The following is a 24370-nucleotide window of genomic DNA, read 5'->3' as shown; positions in this document are numbered from 1 at the left end:
GGCCTCTTCGCGAGCAGGCTCGCGAAGGTGGCGGAACAGGCGCCAGAGACCTGGCGCCGAACACTTACTCAGCCGTCGAAGGCTTCTCCCAAAGATTAATCCCGCCTTCCTGGGCAAACCGGTCAATCTCCGCCAGTTCCTCCGAGCTAAAGCTCAGATTCTTCAACGCCCCGACGTTCTCGATAATCTGCTCCGGCCGACTCGCACCGATCAGCGCCGAGGTCACCCGAGGATCGCGCAGCGTCCACGCCAACGCCAGTTGCGCCAGGCTCTGCCCACGGCGCTTGGCAATTTCGTTAAGCCCACGCACATGCGCAATGTTGGCCTCGGACAGGTGCGAGGACTGCAACGAACCACCGCCCGGACGATTGACCCGCGCATCCTGCGGAATGCCGTTGAGGTATTTATCGGTCAGCAGGCCCTGCGCCAACGGCGTGAAAGCAATCACGCCAGTGCCGAGTTCATCGGTGACGTCCAGCAGGTCCTTTTCAATCCAACGATTGAGCAGGTTGTAGGCTGGCTGATGAATCAGCAGAGGTACTTTCCACTCTTTCAACAGTGCCGCCATCTCACGGGTTTTCACCCCCGAATACGACGAGATACCGATGTACAACGCCTTGCCCTGTTGCACAGCGGTGGCCAGCGCGCTGGCGGTTTCTTCCAGTGGGGTGTCCGGGTCGAAGCGGTGCGAATAGAAAATATCCACATAATCCAGGCCCAGACGCTGCAGGCTCTGATCGAGGCTGGCCAGCACGTATTTGCGCGAGCCACCGCCCTGCCCATAAGGACCCGGCCACATGTCCCAACCTGCCTTGCTGGAGATGATCAGCTCGTCGCGATACTGCTTGAAGTCTTCACGCAGCAAACGACCGAAGTTGATCTCGGCACTGCCGTACGGCGGGCCATAGTTGTTGGCGAGGTCGAAGTGGTTGATGCCCAGGTCGAACGCCGTGCGCAACAACGCGCGCTGGGTGGCGATCGGCGTGCTGTCACCAAAATTGTGCCACAGGCCCAGGGACAGCGCCGGCAGCACCAGACCGCTGCGACCCACGCGGCGGTAAGGAATGGAATCGTAGCGGTTTTCGGCAGCGGTGTAGGTCATCGAATCCTCTCTTGTCGGTCTTGAATGTGGTATCGACTGCGTCGCAAGTTGCCCAGCATACGCCCAGACAAACGCCGATAAACCTCGGACTCGACAAAATGCTGAAACGTTTCACAAATGATCGTTCCTACGCTCTGCTCTCAATTGGCTCCCGCAAATACTTCCCCCAACCAATCCACAAACACCCGGACCCGTGGCGACATGTGGCGGTTATGCGGATACAGCACCGATACCGGCATCGGCGGGGGTGGCGCGTCGATGAGCACCTCCTGCACCAGTCCCTGGGCAATCTGCGCTTCCATCCGGTAATGCGGGCACTGGATCAGCCCCAGTCCGGCGATCGCCGAGGCGGCGTAGATTTCCGCGCCGAACACTGACAGCGCGCCGTCGATGGCGACTTCCTTCAGTTCGCCATTGACCATGAATTCGAACGGAAACAGTTTTGCCGTGGTGCGCGAGACGTAGTTCACCGCGCGGTGATGCTTGAGGTCGTCGAGGGTTTTCGGTTCGCCGTATTTGCGCAGATAGGCCGGGCTGGCGCAGGTGATCTGGCGCAGGTGGGCGATGCGTTTTCCGATCAGTGCCGAATCACTCAGCGTGCCCGCGCGCAGGACGCAGTCGACGCCTTCGGCGATCAAGTCGACAAAGCGGTCGGATTCGCTGATGGACAGTTCGATCTGCGGGTAGCGTTCCATGAACTGCGGTAATGCGGGGATCACAAAACTTTTCGCCAGTGTGCCGTGCAGGTCGACACGCAACCGGCCTTTCGGTGCACAGCCGCGAAACGTCAACTCAGCTTCTTCCAATTCTGCCAGCAGTTGCACGCAGCGCAGGTAATACGCCTCGCCGTCCAGCGTCGGGCGCACTTTGCGCGTACTACGCTCCAGCAACCGCGTACCGAGCCAGGCTTCGAACTGGTTGAGGGTGTGCGTCAACGTGGCGCGCGGCAGGTTCAGGTCTTCGGCCGCCAAGGTGAAGCTGTTGCGTTCGTAGATCCGCACGAACACTTTCATCGCTTTGACTTGATCCACGCAGGCTCCCGATTGTTGGCGATAATTGAACAGTCAAGGCAACTCTCGTGCATTTATCAGCCTGAGTAAACATGTGAATCTGGCTTCACACCGAGCCCACTACCTCATCAGGAATCAACACCATGACTACTCAGAAAGTTGCCATCGTCACTGGCGCCTCGCGCGGCATTGGCGCCGTAATCGCCAGGCAACTGGCCAGCGACGGGTTCGCCGTCGTCGTCAATTACGCCAGCAGCGCCACCGAAGCCTCGGCCCTGGTGGTGGAGTTGCGTCAGGCCGGCCATCAAGCCATAGCGATCAAGGCAGACGTGGCCAACGCCGACGACGTGCGCCGGATGTTCGACGAGACCGAAACACAGCTGGGGAATGTCGATGTGCTGGTGAACAACGCCGGCATCCTCAAGGTGCTGCCGCTGGCGCAGCACACCGATGAGCTGTTCGAACAGACCTTCAATATCCACGCCCGTGGCACGTTCAACACCTTGCGCGAAGCGGCGACGCGTTTGAACAGCGGCGGGCGGATCGTCAACTTTTCCAGCAGCACGGTCGGCCTTAACTTGCCGGGTTACGCGGTGTACATCGCCAGCAAAGCGGCGGTGGAATCGTTGACCCAGGTGTTTGCCAAGGAAATGCGCGGGCGTAACATCACCGTGAATGCCGTGGCGCCGGGGCCGGTGGCCACCGAGTTGTTTTTGCACGGCAAGAGTGAGGAACAAATTCAGAACTTCGCCAAGATGCCTCCGCTGGAGCGCCTGGGTCAGCCGGAGGATATTGCTCGGGTAGTGTCGTTTCTGGTGGGGCCGGATTCGGCCTGGGTCAACGGGCAGGTTTTGCGCGCTAATGGCGGGCTGGTTTAACTAAACTCAAACTGACACCGCAGCGACCAGGTGAACCCACCATGCACACAGCCATCATCATCACCTTCGGCCTGGCCCTCCTCGCCATGATGCTGTTCATCGGCGAGAAGATCGGCTTCAGCCGCCAGACCCTGACCTTCTGCTTTGTGGTCCTGTGGCTGGCGCTGACCGTGATCAACGGCGCCATCGGCGTGGTCACTGCCGGCCAGTCCTTGAGCTCGGAGCTGGGGATCGGCACGGTGGTGTTCAGTGTGCCGGTGGCGGCGCTGGTGCTGTTCATGGTGTTGAGCGCCGAGGCCTGAAACAGGCCCCGCGTTACTAACGAACCAAATGCAAAAATTGCAGATGCCGTTCGTACTGGTCAAGGATGTCGTTGATGATCTGATCCTTGGTGTAACCCACCAGATCGTAATCCTGACTGCCCTCGCTCAAATGCACCTCTGCCCGGTAGTAACGACGGTTGTTGAGCTGCTTGGAGCCCATGCCGCCACGGGCAAAGGATGGCGTGAAGTAACCGCGCATCTGCACCTGATAAATAAACGGATGCTCTTCCCCGTGACCGATTTCCAGGCTGACGCTGTCGTTGACCGGGTCCGGTTGCGTGATCACGTTCAGCCCCTTCTCGACGAACACCGCCGACACTTCCTCGATCGCCGGGCGCACCGTGGTATCGAGAAAACGATACACCTCATCCCGGGACGGGAAATGCACCGCCTGACTCAAGCGCTGACGCCAGCCACCGCGTCGTGAGCCGGCCACCGGCGCCAGGGAATGCAGTTGCGCAATCTGCTTCTGGGACTCCAGGTAGAACGCCTTGTGCAGCCCCCACATCATCAGCAGCAGGATCAGCGAGAACGGCAGCGAAGTCAGCACCACCGCCGACTTCAACGCATCGATGCTGCCGGAGAACAGCAGCGCACTGGTCACCAGTGCGGTCATCGCGCCCCAGAACACCCGCAGCCATTTCGGCCCGTCTTCGTCCGGGTTGCCGCCCTTGGCGGACAACGTCGACAACACCACCGTGCCGGAGTCAGCCGAGGTGACGAAGAACACGAAGCTGATGAACACCGTCACGGCGATCACCGTTTTGCTCCATGGGTAGGTTTCCAGCAGCAGGTAAAGGGTCATCGACGGGTTGTCGATGGCTGACATACCGAGCGCGCTCATGCCGTGGTTGAGCACTTGATCGATGGCGCTGTTGCCGAAGATCGACATCCACGCCAGGGTAAAACCGAGCGGGATCAGCAGCACGCCGAAGACGAATTCGCGGATGGTCCGGCCACGGGAAATCCGCGCGATAAACAGGCCCACGAACGGTGACCATGCGATCCACCAGGCCCAGTAAAACACCGTCCAGCCGCCCAGCCAGTCGCTGGGTTTGTCGTAGGCGTACAGGTCGAAACTCTTCATCGGCAAGGCGCCGAGGTAGTCGCCGATATTCTGGATCAGGGTGTTGAGCAGGTGCTGCGTCGGGCCGGCGAACAACACAAACAGCAGCAGCGCGCAGGCCAGCAGCATGTTGATGTCGGACATCACCCGCACGCCTTTATCGACGCCAGACACTGCGACGATGATCGCCGCGCCCATCATCAGCGTGATCAGGCCGACCTGAATCCACTGGGTATGGGCGATGCCGAACAGGTAATCCAGGCCGGAGTTGAGGTGCAGCACACCAAACCCCATGTCGGCACCGAGGCCGAACACCGTGGCGATGATGCCGAATCCGTCCACCGCGTAACCGATGGGACCGTTGATGCGCTTGCCGATCAGCGGGTACAGCGCCGAACGCAGAGCCAGCGGCAGGTTGTGACGGTAGGCGAAGTAGGCCAGCGCCATGCCGACAAAAGCGAACACGCCCCAGCCGTGCAGGCCCCAGTGCAGAAACAGAATCTGCATCGCCTGACGCGCAGCCTCCGGTGTACCGGCCGTGCCTTGAGGTGGCTGCGCCAGGTGGGTCAGCGGTTCGGACACGCAAAAGAAAAACAGCGTGATGCTGATCCCGGCGGCGAACAGCATGCCGGCCCAGGACAGGTAACTGAATTCGGGTTCGTCGTGGTCGGCACCGAGCTTGATCTTGCCGTAGCCGGACAAGGCGGTGACCACCACGAAGACCAGATACAGGGTCATCGCGAGCATGTAGTACCAGCCGACCGTATTGGCCGCCCAGTTTTGCGCCGCCAGCAGCCAGGCACCGGCCTGTTCAGGCATGGCGATTACGACAATGCCAAAGAGCAGAATGAAGCTCGCGGAGAAGTAGAACACCGGAGGGTTCATGCGGACCAGGCCGCTTGGAGGAAGGGACGATGCACTCATGAAACGTGCACCTCAAGGGTGTAAAACGTGGCTGTAGAAATCGGACTCAGCAAAGGCAAGCCTCCTGTTGTGAGCGGGCAGCGAACCGCCGGTTTAACTTGAATGAACGTTCAAGTTAAACATGGATAGGGGGCTAAGGACTAATCCCGGGGCTCGGCGGTACTGTTCGTACGCTAGCTCAGGGATGGGTAAGAGGAGGTTTTTTGAGGATTCGTTCAGTTGAGATTTAGCGGAATGCGATTATCTCGGTTCCCATGAAACCATCGCGAGCAAGCTCGCTCACACAGTGGATTTGGGTAAGTCCGCACTACTGCGCACACCACAAAAACCCTGTGGGAGCGAGCCTGTTCGCGAAGACGATGGATCAGTCAGCGCAGATTTCGCGACTTACTTCTGCGTCCCATCATCATGCTGCAAATTCGCCTGCGTCAGGTTGCACCCCGCCGGCACGCTGCGGGTCAGCCACACATTGCCGCCAATGGTCGAACCCTTGCCAATCGTGATCCGTCCCAGAATCGTCGCACCGGCATAGATCACCACATCATCCTCAACAATCGGATGCCGCGGATGGCCCTTCTGCAACTGACCGTCTTCATCGGACGGGAAGCGCTTGGCGCCCAGCGTGACCGCCTGATAAATCCGCACGCGCTCACCGATAATCGCGGTCTCGCCGATCACCACGCCCGTCCCGTGATCGATGAAGAAGCTGCGACCAATCTGCGCGCCAGGATGAATGTCGATACCGGTGGCCGAGTGGGCGATCTCCGAACTGATCCGCGCCAGCAACGGCAACCCGGCGCGGTACAAATGGTGCGCCAGGCGATGGTGAATCACCGCCAGAATGCCCGGATAGCAAAGCAGCACTTCGTCGACGCTGCGCGCCGCCGGGTCGCCGTGATAGGCCGCCAGCACATCGCTGTCCAGCAAACTGCGCAGTCCCGGCAAGGCGAGCGCGAAGTCCTGAATGATCTGAATGGTTTTCGCCTCGATGTCGGCCTCCGCCTGCTGGCTGTGGCGAGCGGCATAGTGCAATTCGAGTCGTGCCTGGGCCAGCAACGCATTGAGCGCCACATCGAGGGTATGGCCGACGTAGAAGTCTTCACTCTCTTCGCGCAAATCCACCGGCCCCAGGCGCATCGGGAACAACGCCCCGCAGAGCGCTTCAAGTATCTCCGCCATGGCCGCTCGCGACGGCAATTCGCGCCCGCCCTGCTCGGTGCTGGCACGCCCATTTTGTGCACGCCACTGCGAACGCGCCGTGCGCAGTTGGCTGACGATGGTCTGCAGTTGCCAATGACTGGAACGCTCGCTCACGGTAAAAACTCCTCACGGGCGGCCGGACTGTCTGGCCGCGCTGACGGCGTTTACTTTACGGCATGGTCTTGAGGCCGAATTAAGAACCAATTGTGCAGAGCTCAGAATCTTTGGCTATAAGCGATTGGCGGTTGCCCAGGCAAATGGGCGTGCCTATAGTCCTGTCATCTTTCTCCGCCAGTACGGACCCATGATCAAACAACAGCTCGCTCGCTTTAACCGTCTCGATTTACTCGGCCACCCCACTGCCCTGGAAAAACTTGAACGCTTGTCGACCTGGCTGGGCCGCGATGTGTACGTCAAACGCGATGACCTGACGCCACTGGCCATGGGCGGCAACAAGTTGCGCAAGCTCGAATACCTCGCCGCCGATGCTCTGGCACAAGGCGCCGACACGCTCATCACCGCCGGTGCGCTGCAGTCCAACCACGTGCGCCAGACCGCAGCCATTGCCGCCAAACTGGGCCTGGGCTGCGTCGCACTGCTGGAAAACCCTTTGGGCACCGACGACGCCAGTTATCTCGGCAATGGCAATCGCCTGTTGCTGGACCTGTTCGATACCAAGGTCGAGCTGGTGGAAAACCTCGACAACGCCGACGAGCAATTGCAGGCCTTGGCCGATCGCCTGCGCAATAACGGCAAGAAGCCGTACCTGGTGCCGATTGGTGGTTCCAATGCCTTGGGCGCGCTGGGCTATGTGCGCGCCGGGCTGGAGCTGGCCGAGCAGATCAAGGACACCGGCCTGAAATTCGCCGCCGTGGTCCTGGCCTCGGGCAGCGCTGGCACCCACAGCGGGCTGGCGTTGGCCCTCAGTGAAGCGCTGCCGGATTTGCCAGTTATTGGCGTCACGGTTTCCCGCAGTGATGAGGACCAGCGCCCGAAAGTCCAGGGGCTCGCCGAACGTACGGCCGAACTGCTCGGCGTACAGTTGCCAGCGAGTTTCACAATTGAACTGTGGGACGAATATTTCGGGCCGCGTTATGGCGAGCCGAATGCCGGAACACTGTCAGCAGTGAAGCTGCTGGCGAGTCAGGAAGGCTTGCTGCTGGACCCGGTTTATACCGGAAAGGCCATGGCCGGGTTGCTGGACGGGATCGGACGCGGTCGATTCGATGAGGGGCCGATTATCTTCCTGCACACCGGTGGGGCACCGGCGTTGTTCGCCTACAAAGACTTTTTGTAACTGATCGTCCCCACGCTCTTGCGTGGGGCACCTTCTGCATATGCACTTAAAGAATAACAAAAACAATATTTAGTATTTTCCAATCTATGTACATCATCATATAGTCGCGCCGCAGGCGAATTTGCAGCGAGACGCATATGCTGCTTTAGGGCAGGATATCGCAGTCGTCCAAATCCCGGATTTGCCAACATTCCTAAAGCGTCTTCCATAAGAAAACACAGGGGCTTGTCATGAATTTTTCCGCACTACGTCGAAACCTGCTGGTTGGTTCGCTGGGCCTGGCGCTGAGCGCCGGTTTGCTCGGCCAGGCCGTTGCCGGTGAGCAACTGCAAAAAATCAAGGACGCTGGCGTGATCAACGTCGGTCTGGAAGGCACTTATCCACCGTTCAGTTTCGTTGACGCCGACGGCAAACTGGCCGGCTTCGAAGTCGAGCTCTCCGAAGCACTGGCTAAAAAGCTGGGCGTCAAAGCCAAGATTCAACCAACCAAGTGGGACGGTATTCTTGCTGCTCTGGAATCCAAGCGCCTGGACGTAGTGGTCAATCAGGTCACCATCTCCGACGAGCGCAAGAAGAAGTATGACTTCTCCGAACCGTACACCATCTCCGGGATTCAGGCGTTGGTGCTGAAGGACAAGGAAGCCGCGCTGAACATCAAGACCGCCGCTGACCTGTCCGGCAAGAAAGTCGGTGTAGGCCTGGGCACCAACTACGAACAATGGGTCCGCGCCAACGTGCCGGGCGCTGACGTGCGCACCTACGACGATGATCCGACCAAGTTTGCCGACCTGAACAATGGCCGTACCGATGCCATCCTGATCGACCGCCTGGCCGCACTTGAATACGCCAAGAAAGCACCGAAAACAGTCGCTGCCGGTCAAGCGTTCTCCCGTCAGGAGTCCGGCATTGCCCTGCGCAAAGGTGAGCCAGAACTGCTGGCAGCCGTGAACAAGGCCCTCGACGAGCTGCGTGCCGATGGCACCCTGGCCAAGATCTCGGAAAAATACTTCCAAGCTGACGTCACCAAATAATGGAAGAAGCTTTCCAACTCGCACTGGACTCCGCGCCCTTTCTGCTCAAGGGCGCGTACTTCACAGTAATCCTCAGCCTCGGCGGGATGTTCTTCGGCCTGGTGATGGGTTTCGGCCTGGCGCTGATGCGCCTGTCGCGTTTCAAGCTGGTGAGCTGGATCGCCCGCATCTACGTGTCGTTCTTTCGCGGCACGCCGTTGCTGGTGCAACTGTTCGTGATCTATTACGGCTTGCCGCAACTGGGTATCGAACTTGATCCGCTGCCGGCCGCCCTGATCGGCTTCTCACTGAACATGGCGGCCTACGCCTGCGAAATCCTCCGTGCCGCGATCAGCTCCATTGAGCGCGGCCAGTGGGAAGCTGCCGCAAGTATCGGCATGACCCGCGCGCAAACCCTGCGCCGGGCCATCCTGCCACAAGCGATGCGCACGGCCTTGCCGCCGCTGGGCAACAGCTTCATTTCGCTGGTCAAGGACACGGCACTGGCCGCCACCATTCAGGTGCCGGAGCTGTTCCGACAGGCACAACTGATTACCGCCCGGACTTTCGAAGTCTTCACCATGTATCTTGCCGCCGCGCTGATCTACTGGATTCTGGCCACGGTGCTGTCGCACCTGCAGAACACCTTGGAAGCGCGGGTCAATCGGCACGACCAGGAGTCCTGACCCCATGATTGTCGTGGAAAAACTGACAAAGCAGTTCAAGGGTCAAGTCGTGCTCAACGGCATCGATCTTGAAGTGCAGGAAGGCGAGGTCGTGGCAATCATCGGGCCTAGCGGCTCGGGCAAGACCACGTTCCTGCGGTGTCTGAATTTTCTGGAAGAACCCAGCAGCGGCCGGATCAAGGTCGGCGACATCGAGATCGATGGCAGCCGCCCGCTGAACCAGCAGCAAGGTCTGGTACGACGCCTGCGCCAACACGTCGGCTTCGTGTTTCAGAACTTCAACCTGTTCCCGCACCGTACCGCTCTGGAAAACGTCATCGAAGGCCCGATCATCGTGAAGAAGATCCCGCACGCCGAAGCCGTTGCCCTGGGCAAAAAGCTCTTGGCCAGGGTTGGCCTGGCGGGCAAGGAAGATGCTTACCCGCGGCGCCTTTCCGGTGGTCAGCAACAGCGCGTGGCGATTGCCCGGGCGCTGGCGATGGAGCCGGAAGTGATCCTGTTCGACGAGCCGACCTCGGCGCTCGATCCGGAACTGGTCGGTGAGGTGCTGGCGGCCATCCGCAGCCTCGCCGAGGAGAAGCGCACCATGGTCATTGTCACTCATGAAATGGGTTTTGCCCGGGACGTCGCCAATCGCGTGGTGTTTTTCGACAAGGGTGTAATCGTTGAACAAGGCGAAGCAAAAGCGTTGTTTGCCAACCCGAAAGAAGAACGGACAAAACAGTTCCTCAGCAAGTTCTTGAACAACACCCACTGAAATCTCGCCTCGCCATTTTTTAACTTCCATGGATGGAAGTAACAACTAACTCTTCAACAGAACTCCTCCCCGCCTACTTCTACCCCACGACTTTAAATGACTCAGCCCACTTCTGGTGCGGTACATATATATATGTCCTGCAATAGATCTTTCTCGGCTAAAGTTTGTCGAACCCAGCTCTCGACAACGTGCAACCCTTGGCCACCGCCGGCGTGATGTCGTGCCTAAAAGCGTAGCCATGTTCGACAGCTCGCCGCAGCTTATTAACTTCAGCACGTAGGATTATTCTGATTAACAGGTGATCCAGCACTTAACTAGCCAACTCTATTGACACCTATTCAAGCGCACTCTTATCTAGTCGCCAACAGGCGCCAACCTTTGCACTTCAGCCTTATTAAACCTTCAAGTAATAAGCCGATTTGTTGCCGGGTAATGCGCGCCTTTGAACTTTCAGAAACGGAACTTCGCTGCAAGGTTTCAAGGAGAAAAACCATGACAAGCACTTCGAACACACCCGAACTTGCGGCCCCGACCCTGGCGCAATCGCACAAGGCCGGCGTCAACATGATCTCGGCGGCTCATCTCATGATCGACGTGGCGCCCTACCCCGGCATGGACGTTGGCGACCTGATCGAACTGTTCTGGGACGACTGCTACGTCGCTTCCCGCGTGCTGGGCGCCGACGACGTCGGTGAAGTCGTTGGCCTGCGCGTGCCGGAAAGCTTCATCGCCAACGGTAACGCACGCATTCATTACAAGATCATGCAGGTGGGACAAGGGCCCGCGTTGTCGCCGGCGACGCGGGTCCAGATCAAACTGGACTGCCCTGGTGGCCCGTTATCGGCCCAGTGCGGCGACGAAAACCAAAGCCTGGCACCCGTGGGCCTGCCCGAGACCATTCGCCGCCAAGGGGTCAATCCGAACCAGATCAAGCGTGGCGTACCACTGACCATCGAGCCCTACCTGAACATGGCCGCCGACGACGAAATAACAGTGCGCTGGGGCGATGTGCGCATGGACCTGCCCAAGCTCAAGGCCGACGAGGTGGGCCAGCCGATTCAGGTCTGGGTGCCGCCGGCAATCATTCTCGAAGCCGGCGAAGACCTGCGGCTGGAAGTGACCTATTGCATCCTCGACCGCGTGGGTAACAACTCGCGTTGGGCACCACCTCGCTGGCTGAACATCGGTTGCGCCAATCCCTATCTGAAGGTACGGCAGAAGGAGATGTTGATGGCGGCCGAACCGCGTAAACGCTGAGCCCCCTTTGACACTGGGCGAACTCAATCCTGCAGCCTTCGCCAGCTGCTACAGGGGTATGCGCACACTTATCAAATGGGTGTACGCCACCCCTTCTATATATATTCCTAAAAGTTAGTTTATTAATTTTTTATACACGTTTAGGGTATATACACCGGACCACCGGACATTCTTGATTTTACTCGTCGCCACCGCGCGACGATCCCATGAGATGTGAGGTAGGTATGGTCCGGAACACAATCACCCCAGTGCAGATCGCCAGGGCATTGCGTGCAGCCAAGGAGCGGCACTGATGTCCAGTCTGGCAGATGCAATCGTTCAGAGTGATCTGGACATCGCCCCCCTGTTGTTGCCCGCGCAAGTCTTGCGCAACGACGCACAAGCCCTCAAAACCGCCCATGAACTGGCGCAAGTCGCTCGTCTGCATGCGGCCAAACGCGACCGCCAGCGCAAGTTGCCATGGTCGGAAATCGAACAGTTCACCCGCAGCGGTTTAGGCAGCATTGCCATCCCCCGTGAGTACGGTGGTCCACAGGTTTCGTTCGTCACCGTCGCCGAGGTGTTCGCGATCATTTCTGCGGCAGACCCGGCATTGGGACAGATCCCGCAGAACCAGTTCGGCATTCTCAACCTGGTACTGGGCAGCGCCACTGAAGCGCAGAAAAAGCAGCTGTTCAAGAGCGTGCTCGACGGTTGGCGCATCGGTAATGCCGGGCCCGAACGCGGCACTAAAAACACCCTGGAACTCAAGGCACGAATCACCGCCGACGGTGATGGTTTTGTCCTCAATGGCCAGAAGTTTTACTCCACGGGCGCACTGTTCGCCCACTGGGTCGCGGTCAAAGCATTGAACGATGACGGCAAGCAAGTGCTGGCCTTCGTCCGTCGCGGCACGCCGGGGCTGCGCATCGTGGATGACTGGTCGGGCTTCGGTCAACGCACCACCGCCAGCGGCACCATTTTGCTCAACAACGTGCGGGTCGACGCCGATCTGGTGGTGGACAACTGGAAGATCAACGAGAAGCCGAATCTCCAGGGCGCCGTGTCGCAACTGATTCAAGCCGCCATCGACGCAGGGATCGCCCGAGGTGCCATCGACGACGCCATCGAATTCGTGAAAACCCGCGCGCGCCCATGGATCGACGCCAACGTTGAACGGGCCAGTGACGACCTCTACGTGATTGCCGATATCGGCAAATTGAAAATCGAATTGCACGCCGCCGAAGCGCTGCTGCGCAAGGCCGGGCAAGTACTCGATCAGGTGAACGCAGCCCCCGTCACAGCCGAGTCGGCCGCCCGCGCCTCGATTGCCGTGGCCGAAGCCAAAGTGCTGACCACCGAAATCTCGCTGTTGGCCAGCGAAAAACTTTTCGAACTGGCCGGCAGCCGCGCCACCCTCGCCGAATTCAACCTCGACCGCCATTGGCGCAACGCTCGCGTGCACACGCTGCACGACCCGGTGCGCTGGAAGTATTACGCCATCGGCACTTATCGCCTCAACGGCACGCTGCCGGCGCGGCATTCCTGGATCTGACGACCCCGTACCCTTTTTGACCAGATCTCTGGAGAAACACATGACTTATTCCCACCACGTCGCGGTCATAACCAGCGACGAGCAAGCCCTGGTCGTCGCCAGCGACCTGGCCGACGACTTCAAACGCGACAGCGCGCTGCGCGACCGCGAGCGTCGTTTGCCGACCCCGGAACTCGAAGTGTTTTCCCGCTCGGGCCTGTGGGGCATCAGTGTACCCAAGGAGTACGGCGGCGCCGGGGTGTCCAACGTGACGCTGGCCAAAGTGATCGCCTTGATTGCCCAGGCTGACGGCTCGCTCGGGCAAATCCCGCAGAACCATTTTTACGCCCTCGAAGTGCTGCGTGTGAACGGCAGCCCTGCGCAGAAACAACGCCTGTACGCCGAAGTCTTGGCCGGCCAGCGCTTCGGTAATGCGCTCGCCGAACTCGGCACCAAAACCGCTCACGACCGCGTCACCAGCCTCAAGCGCGACGGTGACGGCTATCGCATCAACGGTCGCAAGTTCTACGCAACCGGCGCGATTTACGCGCAACGCATCCCGACCTCGGTGGTCGATGAACACGGCGTACAGCAACTGGCATTCGTGCCGCACGACAGCCAAGGCCTGACCGTCATCGACGACTGGAGCGGCTTTGGCCAGCGCACCACCGGCAGCGGTTCGGTGGTGTTCGAGGACGTGTATGTGGCGGCCGAAGACGTGATTCCGTTCCAAAGCGCGTTCGAACGCCCGACCACTGTCGGCCCGCTGGCGCAGATCCTCCACGCCGCCATCGACACCGGCATCGCCCGCGCGGCGTATGAAGATGCGCTGCATTTTGTCCGCACAAAAACCCGGCCGTGGATCGACGCCACCCATGAAAAAGCCACCGAAGACCCACTGACGATCAAGAGTTTCGGCCACCTGAGCATTCGCCTGCACGCCACCGAAGCCCTGCTGGAACGCTCCGGCGAATTCCTCGACAAAGCCCAGGCCGACACTAACGCCGAGACCGTCGCCGCCGCCTCGATTGCCGTCGCCGAAGCCCGGGCCATCAGCACCGAGATTTCCCTCGCCGCTGGCAGCACGCTGTTCGAACTGGCCGGCAGCCAGGCCACCCTGATCGAACACGGGCTGGACCGGCACTGGCGCAACGCGCGCGTGCACACGTTGCATGACCCGGTGCGCTGGAAGTATCACGCGGTGGGCAACTACTACCTGAACGATGAAAACCCTCCATTACGAGGGACCATCTGATGGCCGACGCCAAAAAGAAAATCCTGCTCAACGCGTTCAACATGAACTGCATCGGGCACATCAACCACGGCCTGTGGACCCATCCACGGGACAACTCCACGCAGTACAAGACCCTCGAATACTGGACCGAACTGGCACAACTGCTGGAGCGCGGGCTGTTCGACGGGTTGTTCATTGCCGACATCGTCGGCGTGTACGACGTCTACCAGAACTCGGTGGATGTGCCGCTCAAAGAGTCGATCCAGCTGCCGGTCAACGACCCGCTGTTGCTGGTGTCGGCCATGGCCGCCGTGACCGAAAACCTCGGCTTCGGCCTGACCGCCAACCTCACTTACGAACCGCCATACCTGTTCGCCCGGCGCATGTCGACGCTCGATCACCTGAGCCGTGGCCGGGTCGGCTGGAACATTGTCACCGGCTACCTCGACAGCGCCGCCAAGGCCATGGGCCTGAGCGAACAGGTCGAGCACGACCGTCGTTACGACCGGGCCGACGAGTACCTGGAAGTGCTCTACAAACTCTGGGAAGGCAGTTGGGAAAACAGCGCGGTGCTCAACGACCGCGAGCAACGGATCTACGCGCAGCCGGAAAAAGTGCACAAGGTCGAGCACAAGGGCGAGTTCTATCAGGTCGAGGGTTATCACCTGTGCGAGCCGTCACCGCAACGCACGCCGGTGTTGTTCCAGGCCGGCAGTTCGGATCGCGGCTTGCAGTTCGCCGGGCGCCATGCCGAGTGCGTGTTCATCAGCGGCCAGAACAAACCGTCGACCAAAATCCAGGTGGACAAGGTTCGCGCCAGCGCCGTCGAGGCCGGGCGCAATCCCGAGGACATCAAGGTGTTCATGGGCCTGAACGTGATTGTCGGCGCCACTGAAGAACAGGCTTGGGCCAAGCACGCCGAGTACCTGAGCTACGCGAGTGCAGAGGCTGGCGTGGCACATTTTTCGGCATCGACCGGGATCGATTTTTCCGAATACGCCATCGACGAACCGATCCAGTACGTGAAGAGCAACGCGATCCAGTCGGCGACCAAAAACCTGCAAAACAACGACTGGACCCGGCGCAAATTGCTCGAACAACACGCCCTCGGTGGCCGCTATATCACGGTAGTCGGATCACCGGAGCAAGTGGCGGATGAACTGGAATCGTGGATCGCCGAAACCGGCCTGGACGGCTTCAACCTGACACGGATTGTCACACCGGAAAGCTATGTGGATTTCATTGAACTGGTGATTCCGGAGTTGCAGCGCCGAGGGTCGTACAAGACTGCTTATGACCAGGGCAGCTTGCGGGAGAAGCTGTTTCAGGGTGAGGCGCATTTGCCTGAGCAACATACCGGCGCCACCTACCGCCATTGAACCCTGTGGGAGCTGGCTTGCCTGCGCCCACAGTTGATCTGTGTTGTTCCCAAAAAAACTTATGACTGGAAATTCCACATGAAAAAAACATTTCTGACCCACCCACTCAAAGCACTGGCCCTGGCCCTCGGCCTGTTCAGCTCGGCGGTATTCGCCGCCGACGCTCCGTTGAAAATCGGCACCACCGCCGCCTTCGCCATCCCCCTCGAAGCCGCCGTCGAAGAGGCCTCCAAACAAGGCCTGAAAGTCGAACTGGTGGAGTTCAGCGACTGGATCGCCCCGAACGTCAGCCTCGCCGCCGGCGACATCGACGTGAACTATTTCCAGCACATCCCGTTCCTGGAAAACGCCAAGGCCGCGTCCGGTTTTGACCTGGTGCCGTTCGCGCCGGGGATCATCAACAACGTCGGTCTCTACTCGAAGAAATACAAAAGCTTCGACGAACTTCCGCAAGGCGCCAGCGTGGCCATCGCCAACGACCCGATCAACAGCGGACGCGGCCTGCAACTGCTGGCCAAGGCTGGTCTGATCACGCTCAAACCCGGCGTCGGCTACAAAGCCACCGAAGACGACATCATCGCCAACCCGAAGCAGATCAAAATCCTCCAGGTCGAAGCCGTACAACTGGTGCGCGCCTACGACGATGCTGATCTGGTCCAGGGCTACCCGGCCTACATCCGTCTTTCGAAGACCTTCGATGCCGGTTCCGCGCTGCTGTTCGACGGCCTCGACCACAAGGAATACGTGATCCAGTTCGTGATCCAGCCGAAGAGCAAAACCGACCCGCGCCTGATCAAATTCGTCGACATCTACCAGCACTCGCCAGCCGTTCGTGCAGCCCTGGACAAGGCCCACGGCAAGCTCTACCAAGCCGGTTGGGAAAGCTGAGAATGACAGCCGCCACTCCACTGCGACTGGAGATTCCAGAGCTCAAAAACGCCCGGCATACCGAACTGCTCCCGGAGCTCAATCGGGCTCATGTGCGCTTCGTTGGCCTGGGCAAAACCTACAACGGCCAGCAAGGTCCGGTGGCGGCGTTGCAGGGCATCGACCTGACGATCCAGCATGGCGAAGTGTTCGGCATCATCGGCCGCAGCGGTGCCGGTAAATCATCATTGATCCGCACCATCAACCGCCTGGAGCAACCGAGTACCGGTCGGGTGCTGATCGATCAGGTCGACATCGGCGAGTTCGATGAAGACCGCCTGGTGGCGCTGCGTCGACGGATCGGCATGATCTTCCAGCACTTCAACCTGATGTCGGCCAAAACGGTGTGGCAGAACGTCGAACTGCCGCTGAAAGTCGCCGGTGTGTCCAAGGACAAGCGCGAACAGAAGGTCTGCGAACTGCTGGAACTGGTGGGCCTGCAAGGCAAGCACAACGCGTATCCGGCGCAGTTGTCCGGCGGACAGAAACAGCGCGTCGGCATCGCCCGCGCGTTGGTGCATGAGCCGGCGATTCTGCTGTGTGACGAAGCCACTTCAGCGCTGGACCCGGAGACCACCCAATCGATCCTCGGCCTGCTGCGCGAGATCAACCAGCGCCTGGGTCTGACCATCGTCCTGATCACCCACGAGATGGCGGTGATTCGCGATATTTGCGACCGCGTCGTGGTGCTTGAACACGGCAAAATCGTCGAGCAAGGGCCGGTCTGGGAAGTCTTCGGCAACCCGCAGCACGAAGTCAGCAAAACCTTGCTCGCCCCGCTGCAACACGCCTTGCCGGAAGAACTGCAAAGCCGTTTGCGCCCGCTGCCGCACTCCTCGGAGGCGGCGGTGGTGCTGCGTTTGCAGTTTACCGGCAGCGCCACCGACGAGCCGGACCTGGCCGCCTTGTTCAGCGCCCTCGGTGGTCGCGTGCGCTTGCTGCAAGGTGGCGTGGAACGGATTCAGGGCCATGCGCTGGGGCAGTTGTTGTTGGCGGTCACCGACTCGCCGTTTGACGCCGAAGACGTGTGCCAACGCGCCAGCCAATGGGCGCAACAGGTGGAGGTGTTGGGTTATGTGGTTTGATCGCTTGTTGCAAGGCTTTATCGACACCTTCCTGATGGTCGGCGTGTCGTCATTGATCGCGCTGTTGGTGGGTATTCCGCTGGCGGTGTTTCTGGTCACCAGTTCCAAGGGCGGCATCTACGAAGCACCGACACTGAACCGCGCCTTGGGGGCGTTCGTGAACCTGTTCCGCTCGATTCCATTCTTGATTTTGATGGTGGCGCTGATTCCGTTTACCCGGCTGATTGTCGGCACCACGTATGGCGTCTGGGCGGCTGTGGTGCCGCTGACCATCGCTGCAACGCCGTTCTTTGCACGGATCGCTGAAGTCAGCTTGCGCGAGGTGGATTTCGGCTTAATCGAAGCCGCGCAAGCGATGGGCTGCCGGCGTTGGCACATCGTCTGGCACGTGCTGCTGCCGGAAGCGTTGCCGGGGATTGTCGGGGGGTTCACGATTACGCTGGTGACGATGATCAACTCGTCGGCCATGGCCGGGGCGATCGGCGCCGGTGGGCTGGGCGACATTGCGTACCGGTATGGGTATCAGCGTTTTGACAGCCAGATCATGTTGACGGTGATTGTGTTGCTGGTGGTGTTGGTGGCAATCATTCAGCTCGGTGGGGATCGGTTGGCTCGTGGGCTCAACAAGCGCTAATCGAGAGGGGCATACACCTTGTAGCATGGCGTATATTCGGCAAACCCCAATTGCCTGCGCAGCCTCCTCATGAAACAGACTCCCGACGACCTCCAGCAGATCACCGCCACCACCCTGGGCCATTACAACTCGGTGGCCGAAGGTTTCCGTGAAGGCACGCGTGATCACGATGTCAGCCAGAACATCGATGCCCTGTTGCGGCACATTCAGGGCGAAGCGCCGTTCAGCATTCTCGATTTCGGCTGCGGTCCCGGTCGCGATCTGCAAACGTTCACGCGCATGGGCCATACGGCCGTCGGCCTCGACGGGTCGGAAAAGTTTGCGCAGATGGCGCGTGAGGACAGCGGTTGCGAAGTCTGGCAGCAGGATTTTTTGAAGCTGGATTTACCAGCCGAGCGCTTCGACGGGATTTTTGCCAATGCGGTGCTGTTTCACATCCCGCGACAGGAACTGCCTCGAGTGTTGAAGGAATTGCGTGGGGCGTTGAAACCGGGTGGGGTGTTGTTCAGCTCCAATCCACGTGGGGAGAATCAGGAAGGCTGGAACGGGCCACGTTACGGGGCTTATCACGATCTTGCGGCATGGCAGCAACTGCTGACCGAGGCGGGGTTTGTGGAGCTGGAGCATTACTACCGGCCAGCGGGGCTGCCGCGGGAGCAGCAGCCTTGGTTGGCGAGTGTTTGGCGCAGGCCTGCATAGTCCGTTCGGACGCCTGCTCGCGAATAGAGCGCGAAGCGCTCGATTTTTTAAGTCGCCTCTTTCTTCGGTTCGCGAATCTTGTACCAGGCCACGTAAAGCGCCGGCAAAAACAGCAGCGTCAGCAACGTCGCGATGATGATCCCGCCAATCATCGCGTACGCCATCGGCCCCCAGAACACTTCCCGGGCAATGGGGATCATCCCCAGGCTCGCCGCCGCAGCCGTCAGCAGAATCGGCCGGCGTCGATGCTCAGTGGCCTGGACCACCGCGTCCCACGGCGCATAACCCTTCTTCTCGTATTCATCGATCTGGGTCACCAGAATCACCGAGTTACGAATGATGATACCGATCAGCGCCAGGATCCCGAGGATCGCCACAAAGCCCATCGGCGTCCCCGTTGGCACCAACGCGATGACCACGCCGATCAGGCCCAACGGCGCGACGCTGGCCACGAGGAACAACTTCTGCACGCTGTGCAACTGGATCATCAAGAAGGTCGCCATCAAGAACAGCATCAATGGCACGACCTTGGCAATCGGCCCCTGGGCCTTGCCGCTCTCTTCCACCGTACCGCCGGTGGCGACCTTGTAACCTGCCGGCAACGTGGCGGCGAAGGCGTCGATGGACGGTTTCAGCAGGCGCACCAGGTCCGTCGGCTGAATCTCGTCACGCACCGCAGCCTTGATGGTGATCGTCGGTAGACGATCGCGACGCCACACCAATGGCTGCTCCAGCTCGTAACGCACGGTCGCAAATGCCAGCAACGGAATCGACGTGCCATTGGGCGAAACGATCTGCAGGTTCTGCAGCGTTTCCGGCGTGCCCCGTTCGGAATCCACCGCACGGCCAACCACATTGATCAGGTAGATATCATCATCGACCTGGGTCACAGGCGCGCCACTGACGATGCCGTTCATCAACTCGGCCACGTCTTCGGAAGACAGCCCCAGTTGCCGTGCCTTGTCCTGGGCAATGTCGATGCGCAGCACTTTGCCCGGTTCGTTCCAGTCGTAAATGATCTCGCCGATGTGCGGGTTTTTATCCAGCTCGGTGGCCAGGTCGATGGCATGACGACGAACCTGGTCGATGTCTTTGCCGCTGACCCGGTATTGGATCGGACGGCCTACCGGCGGGCCCATTTCCAGGGCCTGGACGTAACCGCCAATGCCGACAAAATCCTTGCGCAGGATGTCGCGAATCCGCTGGCTCAAGGCTTCACGGGTTTTGCCCTTGCTGACGATCACCAGCTGCGCGTAGTAGGGGTTTTGCAGTTGTTGATCGAGTGGCAGGTAGAAACGGATCGCACCCTGACCGATGTAGGTGCTCCAGCGCACGATGTCCGGGTCGTCCTTGAGCTCGGCCTCAAGGCGATCGACCGCTTTGCGGGTTTCGTCGATCGAGGCGTTTTGCGGCAGGTTCAGGTCCACCAGGATTTCCGGTCGATCCGAAGACGGAAAGAACTGGTTCTGCACGAAACGCATGCTGAACACCGCCAACGCAAAGCACAGCACGGTGATGCCAATGGCCCACCAGCGATTGCGCAGGCACCACAGCAAGCCGCCGTTGAAGGCTTTGCCGACGCGACCGGGTTCGCCTTCGTGAGGTTTTACGTTGGTGCTGAGGATGTGCACGCCGATCACCGGCGCGAACAGCACCGCCACCACCCACGACACCAACATGGCGCAGGCAATCACCGCAAACAGCGTGTAGGTGTATTCACCGGCAGAACTGGCGTTCAGGCCGATAGGCACAAAACCCGCCACTGTCACCAGCGTACCGGTGAGCATCGGGAAGGCGGTGGAGGTGTAGGCGAACGTGGCCGCCTGTTCCTTGGTCTCGCCCATTTCCAGGCGCGTGACCATCATCTCCACGGTGATCATCGCGTCGTCCACCAACAGGCCGAGGGCAATGATCAGCGCACCCAGGGAGATCCGCTGCATGGTGATGCCGCTGTACTCCATGTACACAAACACCATCGCCAGCACCAGCGGGATCGAGCACGCCACCACCAGCCCGGCACGCACGCCAAGACTGATGAAGCTGACCACCAGCACGATGATCACCGCCTCGAACAGCGCACTGGTGAAACCGCCTACGGCTTCTTCCACCACCACCGCCTGATCGGACACGTTGTGCACGCCGACACCCACCGGCAGGTCGGCAGTCAGTTGGTTGATCCGCTCATGCAAAGCCTTGCCGAATGCCTGGACGTTGCCGCCCTTCTGCATGGCAATCGCCAGGCCGATGGCCGGTTGGCCGTTGAAGCGGAATTCCGGGGACGCCGGATCGATGTAGCCGCGACTGATTTCGGCAATGTCGGCCAACCGATAGAAACGGTCGTTGAGCTTGAGGTTGACCTCGGCGAGGTCTTTCTCCGAGGCAAACTGCCCGGAGGTCCGTACCGAAATCCGCTCCGGCCCGGCCTCGATCACCCCCGCCGGGGTCACGGCGTTCTGCGATTGCAGGCTCTGCACCACCTGACGTTGATCGATGCCCAGCGCCGCAAGTTTGCGCGTGGAAAAGTTCAGGTACAGCACTTCGTCCTGCTGGCCGACCATCTCGATCTTGCCCAGCCCCGGCACGTCGCGAATCTCGGCGCGGGCCTGCTCCACGTAGTCACGCAACTGGCGCATGGTCAGGCCATCGGCGGTGAAGGCGTAGACCGAACCGAACACATCACCAAATTCATCGTTGAACCCGGGGCCCTGCATGCCTTGGGGAAACTGGCCGCGAATATCGTTGATCTTCTTGCGCACCTGGTACCAGATTTCCGGGATGTCCTTGGCGCTGGTGGTGTCGCGCAGGTACACGTAGACCGTGGATTCCCCGGGCCGGGTGTAGCTTTTCACGTAGTCGAGTGAATCGAGTTCTTCGAGTTTTTTCTCGATGCGGTCGGTGATCTGCTTAAGGGTTTCCTCCTGGGTCGCCCCCGGCCATTTGCTCTGGATCACCATGGTCTTGATGGTGAACGAAGGGTCCTCTTCGCGCCCCAGGTTGAAATACGAGAACACCCCCATCAGCAACGCGACGAACATCAGGTACCAGACGAACGACTGGTGCTTGAGGGCCCATTCGGAGAGGTTGAAAGGCCCTTTCATTGACTGTCCTCGTCAAATTTCACTGGTTGCCCCGGTTTGAGGCTGTTTACGCCGGCCGTGATGACGCGCTCACCGTTTTTGACGCCACCGGCCAGCACCACGGTGCTGTCGGTGCGGCTGATGACCTTGACGTCCCTGGGCGTCACGGTCTTGTTCTGTGTATCAAGGACCCAGATACGGGGTTTGCCGTCGATCTCCTGCAACGCCGTGAGAGGCAGTTCGATGCGCGGCTTGATCGCCGAGCTCAGGGTGACGCTGATCGCAGTCCCCAAACGAAAGCCCGGCGGCGTTTCAGCCAGGGTCAGACGCGCGCGACGGGTGCGCGTGGCACTCTGCGCCTGGGGTTCGATTTCGCGGATGGTCGCGGTGGTGTTGGTGTTCGGGTCGAGTTGGGCGGCGACCTGAAACACCACATCATCAGGCAATTGATCGACCAGCGTGTCGGGCAGGTCGATCACCGCTTCCTTGATGTCCGGTTGTGCCAGGGTCACCACTTGCTGGCCAGCGGTGACCACCTGACCGGCCTCGGCGTTCCACGCGGTGACCACGGCTTTATGGTCAGAGCGCAATTCGGTGTAGCCGAGTTGATCCTTGCTCTGGCTGACCGCTGCCTGGGCCTGATCGAGGGATGCCTGAGTGGTTTTCAACTGAGTCAGGGCATCGTCCAGTTGCGCCTGCGCGCCAACCCCGCGATCAAACAACGACTGCTGACGCTGCGCGTTGGCTTGCGCGTTGATCAGCTGCGCCTGGATTTTCGCCAGATCCCCCTGAGCCGAACGCAATTGGTTTTGCTGGTCGGAAGGGTCAAGGGTGGCCAGCAGCGTATCCTTGGTCACCTCGGTCCCGACATCGACATTACGACTGGCGATGCGCCCGGCCACGCGAAAGCCGGTATTGCTTTCGTAGCGCGCCTGAATACTGCCGGCAAATCGGCCCAGATCCTCTTCTTTCAGGGCCTGGACCTTGATCGACAACACCGGACGTATCGGCTCCGGCGGCGGCTCGTTTTTGGAGCAGGCGCTCAGCGCCAGCCCGATGAACAACGCCCATAAAGGCTTCATGGCTTGGCTCCCCCACCCAGATCCTTGTCAGTATTTTCGGCAATCTCGACGTCCATGCCCGGGTGCAGCAATTGCCCACCGGCAACCACGACTTTCTCCCCACCGGTGAGCCCTTTGCTGATGATGACCTTGCCCGTCAGGTAGCGGCCTACCGTGACCGAATGCAGCTGGGCCTGGCCCTTGTCGTCGATCAGCCAGACGGCGGGTTCACTGATGTTTTTGGTCAGCGCCGACCATGGCAATTCAACCGAAGACTTTCCCGCGCCCTTGGCCGTGGCGCTCACCACCGACCCCAACTGCATGCCCGGCGGCAGACTGTCCAGGCCCACCTTGACCTGCACGGTGCCGGACTGGGCGGACACTGCCGGGGTCACTTCGCGTACTTTGCCGGTGGTTTTGATCTCGGGGTTGTCGAGCAGGCTGAGGACAATGGTGTCATCCGTCGGCTTCTCGGCCAGCAGTGCTTCATAGACGTTGAATACCGCATCCCGATCGCCGTCGCGGGCCAAACTGAACACCGGCATCGTCGCCTGCACCACCTGGCCGACTTCGGCCTGACGCGCGGTAATGATGCCCGGCGCATCGGCAATCAGTGCGGTGTAGCTCAGTTGATCACGGGCATTGGCCAATTGCGCCTGGGCCGCGCTCAGGGCGCTCTGACTGCTGCGCAACGCTGCCTGCGCCGAGTCGTACTCGCTCTGGCTGGTGTAGCCCTTGGGCAGGAGTTTTTCCTGGCGCACGAACGCCGCTGCATTCTGTTTGACCAGCGCCTGCTGGGCGACCACTTGGGCCTGCGCCGAATCGACACTGGTCTGCAAATCCTTGGGATCGAGGCGGGCCAGCACTTGTTTGGCCGTCACCCGGTCACCGACGTCTACCGATCGCTGGATGATCTTGCCGCCCACGCGAAACGACAGCTCGGTCTGGACCCGGGCCTGGATATCGCCGGTGAGGGTGACCGCGGCGGCGTAATCCGCCGGTTTGACGACTTGTATGAACACCCTCGGCAGGTATTCCTTGACGGGTTCTTTTTTATCGCACGCCGTCAGCAGAGTGACGACGCTCAAGGCCATGATGACTTTCAATCCGGTGACCGCCATGCAAACTCCTAGGCCTTTTTTATGGGCAATACGACAGAGAGCTTAGAACAGCGTTCAAAGCTTGCACACCCGGCTTATGAAGAAAAAAACTGTGATGGATGGCGCTGAATACGCCTGTCGTAGAGGCTGC

21 protein-coding genes are annotated in these 24370 nt (G+C 60.0%); 14 read left to right on the top strand and 7 right to left on the bottom strand.

Features of this window, described 5'->3' with window-relative positions; all coding sequences use genetic code 11:
* Positions 1-64 precede the first annotated feature (64 nt).
* Together mgrA and J2X66_RS16945 are read right to left on the bottom strand one after the other, a co-directional pair.
* Positions 65-1102, bottom strand: coding sequence for an L-glyceraldehyde 3-phosphate reductase (mgrA, locus tag J2X66_RS16950; protein ID WP_310266351.1), 1038 nt, complete (start codon positions 1100-1102; stop codon positions 65-67).
* Between the two features lie 140 nt (positions 1103-1242).
* Positions 1243-2133, bottom strand: a complete 891-nt coding sequence (locus J2X66_RS16945; RefSeq protein WP_310266348.1) for a LysR family transcriptional regulator — start codon at positions 2131-2133, stop codon at positions 1243-1245.
* Between the two features lie 122 nt (positions 2134-2255).
* On the opposite strand from J2X66_RS16945, the gene J2X66_RS16940 reads away from it, so the two are divergent.
* Both J2X66_RS16940 and J2X66_RS16935 read left to right on the top strand, forming a co-directional pair.
* Positions 2256-2990, top strand: coding sequence for an SDR family oxidoreductase (locus tag J2X66_RS16940; RefSeq protein ID WP_310266345.1), 735 nt, complete (start codon positions 2256-2258; stop codon positions 2988-2990).
* A 41-nt stretch (positions 2991-3031) separates the two neighbouring features.
* The gene (locus J2X66_RS16935) at positions 3032-3292 is read left to right on the top strand and encodes a hypothetical protein (protein WP_310266343.1); all 261 of its coding nucleotides are present in this window, start codon (positions 3032-3034) and stop codon (positions 3290-3292) included.
* A gap of 16 nt (positions 3293-3308) precedes the next feature.
* On the opposite strand, the gene betT is transcribed toward J2X66_RS16935, so the two are convergent.
* Both betT and epsC read right to left on the bottom strand, forming a co-directional pair.
* On the bottom strand, positions 3309-5264 hold the full coding sequence (gene betT, locus J2X66_RS16930; protein WP_177327593.1) for a choline transporter BetT: 1956 nt from the start codon (positions 5262-5264) through the stop codon (positions 3309-3311).
* 426 nt (positions 5265-5690) lie between these two features.
* Positions 5691-6617 (bottom strand): serine O-acetyltransferase EpsC, encoded by a 927-nt coding sequence (gene epsC, locus J2X66_RS16925; RefSeq protein ID WP_027922246.1) that lies wholly within the window; start codon positions 6615-6617, stop codon positions 5691-5693.
* Positions 6618-6807: 190 nt separating this feature from the next.
* Between epsC and J2X66_RS16920 the strand changes: the two genes are divergently transcribed.
* From J2X66_RS16920 to J2X66_RS16865, 12 genes are all read left to right on the top strand, one after another.
* Entirely contained in the window at positions 6808-7800 is a 993-nt protein-coding gene (locus tag J2X66_RS16920) for a D-cysteine desulfhydrase (protein WP_310266338.1), read from the top strand.
* 230 nt (positions 7801-8030) lie between these two features.
* Positions 8031-8831 (top strand): cystine ABC transporter substrate-binding protein, encoded by an 801-nt coding sequence (tcyJ, locus tag J2X66_RS16915; protein ID WP_027922248.1) that lies wholly within the window; start codon positions 8031-8033, stop codon positions 8829-8831.
* Positions 8831-9496 (top strand): cystine ABC transporter permease, encoded by a 666-nt coding sequence (tcyL, locus tag J2X66_RS16910; protein ID WP_032833441.1) that lies wholly within the window; start codon positions 8831-8833, stop codon positions 9494-9496. The genes tcyJ and tcyL overlap by 1 nt, the downstream gene beginning before the upstream one ends.
* A 4-nt stretch (positions 9497-9500) precedes the next feature.
* A complete protein-coding gene (tcyN, locus tag J2X66_RS16905; RefSeq protein WP_310266334.1) occupies positions 9501-10253 on the top strand; it encodes an L-cystine ABC transporter ATP-binding protein TcyN in 753 nt (250 codons plus the stop codon).
* Positions 10254-10745: 492 nt separating this feature from the next.
* On the top strand, positions 10746-11510 hold the full coding sequence (locus J2X66_RS16900; protein ID WP_310266331.1) for a hypothetical protein: 765 nt from the start codon (positions 10746-10748) through the stop codon (positions 11508-11510).
* Positions 11511-11802: 292 nt separating this feature from the next.
* A complete protein-coding gene (locus J2X66_RS16895) occupies positions 11803-13044 on the top strand; it encodes an SfnB family sulfur acquisition oxidoreductase (RefSeq protein WP_310266328.1) in 1242 nt (413 codons plus the stop codon).
* A 40-nt stretch (positions 13045-13084) separates the two neighbouring features.
* Entirely contained in the window at positions 13085-14278 is a 1194-nt protein-coding gene (locus J2X66_RS16890; RefSeq protein ID WP_310266325.1) for an SfnB family sulfur acquisition oxidoreductase, read from the top strand.
* The gene (locus tag J2X66_RS16885; RefSeq protein WP_310266320.1) at positions 14278-15636 is read left to right on the top strand and encodes an LLM class flavin-dependent oxidoreductase; all 1359 of its coding nucleotides are present in this window, start codon (positions 14278-14280) and stop codon (positions 15634-15636) included. The genes J2X66_RS16890 and J2X66_RS16885 overlap by 1 nt, the downstream gene beginning before the upstream one ends.
* Before the next feature lie 78 nt (positions 15637-15714).
* Positions 15715-16524, top strand: coding sequence for a MetQ/NlpA family ABC transporter substrate-binding protein (locus J2X66_RS16880; RefSeq protein ID WP_310266317.1), 810 nt, complete (start codon positions 15715-15717; stop codon positions 16522-16524).
* A gap of 2 nt (positions 16525-16526) precedes the next feature.
* Positions 16527-17648 carry an ATP-binding cassette domain-containing protein gene (locus J2X66_RS16875; RefSeq protein ID WP_310266314.1) on the top strand — a complete coding sequence of 374 codons (1122 nt, stop codon included), beginning with the start codon at positions 16527-16529 and terminating at the stop codon, positions 17646-17648.
* The gene (locus J2X66_RS16870; RefSeq protein WP_027922257.1) at positions 17638-18282 is read left to right on the top strand and encodes a methionine ABC transporter permease; all 645 of its coding nucleotides are present in this window, start codon (positions 17638-17640) and stop codon (positions 18280-18282) included. The genes J2X66_RS16875 and J2X66_RS16870 overlap by 11 nt, the downstream gene beginning before the upstream one ends.
* Before the next feature lie 69 nt (positions 18283-18351).
* A complete protein-coding gene (locus J2X66_RS16865) occupies positions 18352-18981 on the top strand; it encodes a class I SAM-dependent methyltransferase (protein ID WP_310266310.1) in 630 nt (209 codons plus the stop codon).
* A gap of 47 nt (positions 18982-19028) precedes the next feature.
* Here J2X66_RS16865 and J2X66_RS16860 read toward each other — a convergent pair whose 3' ends face one another.
* Genes J2X66_RS16860 through J2X66_RS16850 form a run of 3 tightly spaced genes read right to left on the bottom strand, consistent with a single transcriptional unit; the run spans position 19029 to position 24240 of the window.
* Positions 19029-22079, bottom strand: a complete 3051-nt coding sequence (locus J2X66_RS16860; protein WP_310266306.1) for an efflux RND transporter permease subunit — start codon at positions 22077-22079, stop codon at positions 19029-19031.
* Entirely contained in the window at positions 22076-23140 is a 1065-nt protein-coding gene (locus tag J2X66_RS16855; protein ID WP_310266304.1) for an efflux RND transporter periplasmic adaptor subunit, read from the bottom strand. The genes J2X66_RS16860 and J2X66_RS16855 overlap by 4 nt, the downstream gene beginning before the upstream one ends.
* Complete coding sequence (locus J2X66_RS16850; protein WP_310266301.1) at positions 23137-24240, bottom strand: efflux RND transporter periplasmic adaptor subunit; 1104 nt, start codon at positions 24238-24240, stop codon at positions 23137-23139. Before J2X66_RS16850 ends, J2X66_RS16855 begins: the two co-directional genes overlap by 4 nt.
* Positions 24241-24370: the final 130 nt, after the last annotated feature.

This window comes from Pseudomonas sp. 3296 (assembly GCF_031456615.1).
Lineage (GTDB): Bacteria > Pseudomonadota > Gammaproteobacteria > Pseudomonadales > Pseudomonadaceae > Aquipseudomonas > Aquipseudomonas mucoides.
This window is presented reverse-complemented; position numbering and strand designations above follow the sequence as displayed.

Coding starts and splice junctions, on each gene's coding strand:
- J2X66_RS16870 (WP_027922257.1), top strand. CDS start 17,638: ATGTGGTTTGATCGCTTGTTGCAAGGCTTTATCGACACCTTCCTGATG.
- betT (WP_177327593.1), bottom strand. CDS start 5,264: ATGAACCCTCCGGTGTTCTACTTCTCCGCGAGCTTCATTCTGCTCTTT.
- J2X66_RS16885 (WP_310266320.1), top strand. CDS start 14,278: ATGGCCGACGCCAAAAAGAAAATCCTGCTCAACGCGTTCAACATGAAC.
- J2X66_RS16860 (WP_310266306.1), bottom strand. CDS start 22,079: ATGAAAGGGCCTTTCAACCTCTCCGAATGGGCCCTCAAGCACCAGTCG.
- J2X66_RS16940 (WP_310266345.1), top strand. CDS start 2,256: ATGACTACTCAGAAAGTTGCCATCGTCACTGGCGCCTCGCGCGGCATT.
- J2X66_RS16920 (WP_310266338.1), top strand. CDS start 6,808: ATGATCAAACAACAGCTCGCTCGCTTTAACCGTCTCGATTTACTCGGC.
- J2X66_RS16900 (WP_310266331.1), top strand. CDS start 10,746: ATGACAAGCACTTCGAACACACCCGAACTTGCGGCCCCGACCCTGGCG.
- J2X66_RS16890 (WP_310266325.1), top strand. CDS start 13,085: ATGACTTATTCCCACCACGTCGCGGTCATAACCAGCGACGAGCAAGCC.
- J2X66_RS16935 (WP_310266343.1), top strand. CDS start 3,032: ATGCACACAGCCATCATCATCACCTTCGGCCTGGCCCTCCTCGCCATG.
- J2X66_RS16850 (WP_310266301.1), bottom strand. CDS start 24,240: ATGGCGGTCACCGGATTGAAAGTCATCATGGCCTTGAGCGTCGTCACT.
- J2X66_RS16875 (WP_310266314.1), top strand. CDS start 16,527: ATGACAGCCGCCACTCCACTGCGACTGGAGATTCCAGAGCTCAAAAAC.
- J2X66_RS16865 (WP_310266310.1), top strand. CDS start 18,352: ATGAAACAGACTCCCGACGACCTCCAGCAGATCACCGCCACCACCCTG.
- tcyL (WP_032833441.1), top strand. CDS start 8,831: ATGGAAGAAGCTTTCCAACTCGCACTGGACTCCGCGCCCTTTCTGCTC.
- J2X66_RS16855 (WP_310266304.1), bottom strand. CDS start 23,140: ATGAAGCCTTTATGGGCGTTGTTCATCGGGCTGGCGCTGAGCGCCTGC.
- J2X66_RS16880 (WP_310266317.1), top strand. CDS start 15,715: ATGAAAAAAACATTTCTGACCCACCCACTCAAAGCACTGGCCCTGGCC.
- J2X66_RS16895 (WP_310266328.1), top strand. CDS start 11,803: ATGTCCAGTCTGGCAGATGCAATCGTTCAGAGTGATCTGGACATCGCC.
- mgrA (WP_310266351.1), bottom strand. CDS start 1,102: ATGACCTACACCGCTGCCGAAAACCGCTACGATTCCATTCCTTACCGC.
- tcyN (WP_310266334.1), top strand. CDS start 9,501: ATGATTGTCGTGGAAAAACTGACAAAGCAGTTCAAGGGTCAAGTCGTG.
- tcyJ (WP_027922248.1), top strand. CDS start 8,031: ATGAATTTTTCCGCACTACGTCGAAACCTGCTGGTTGGTTCGCTGGGC.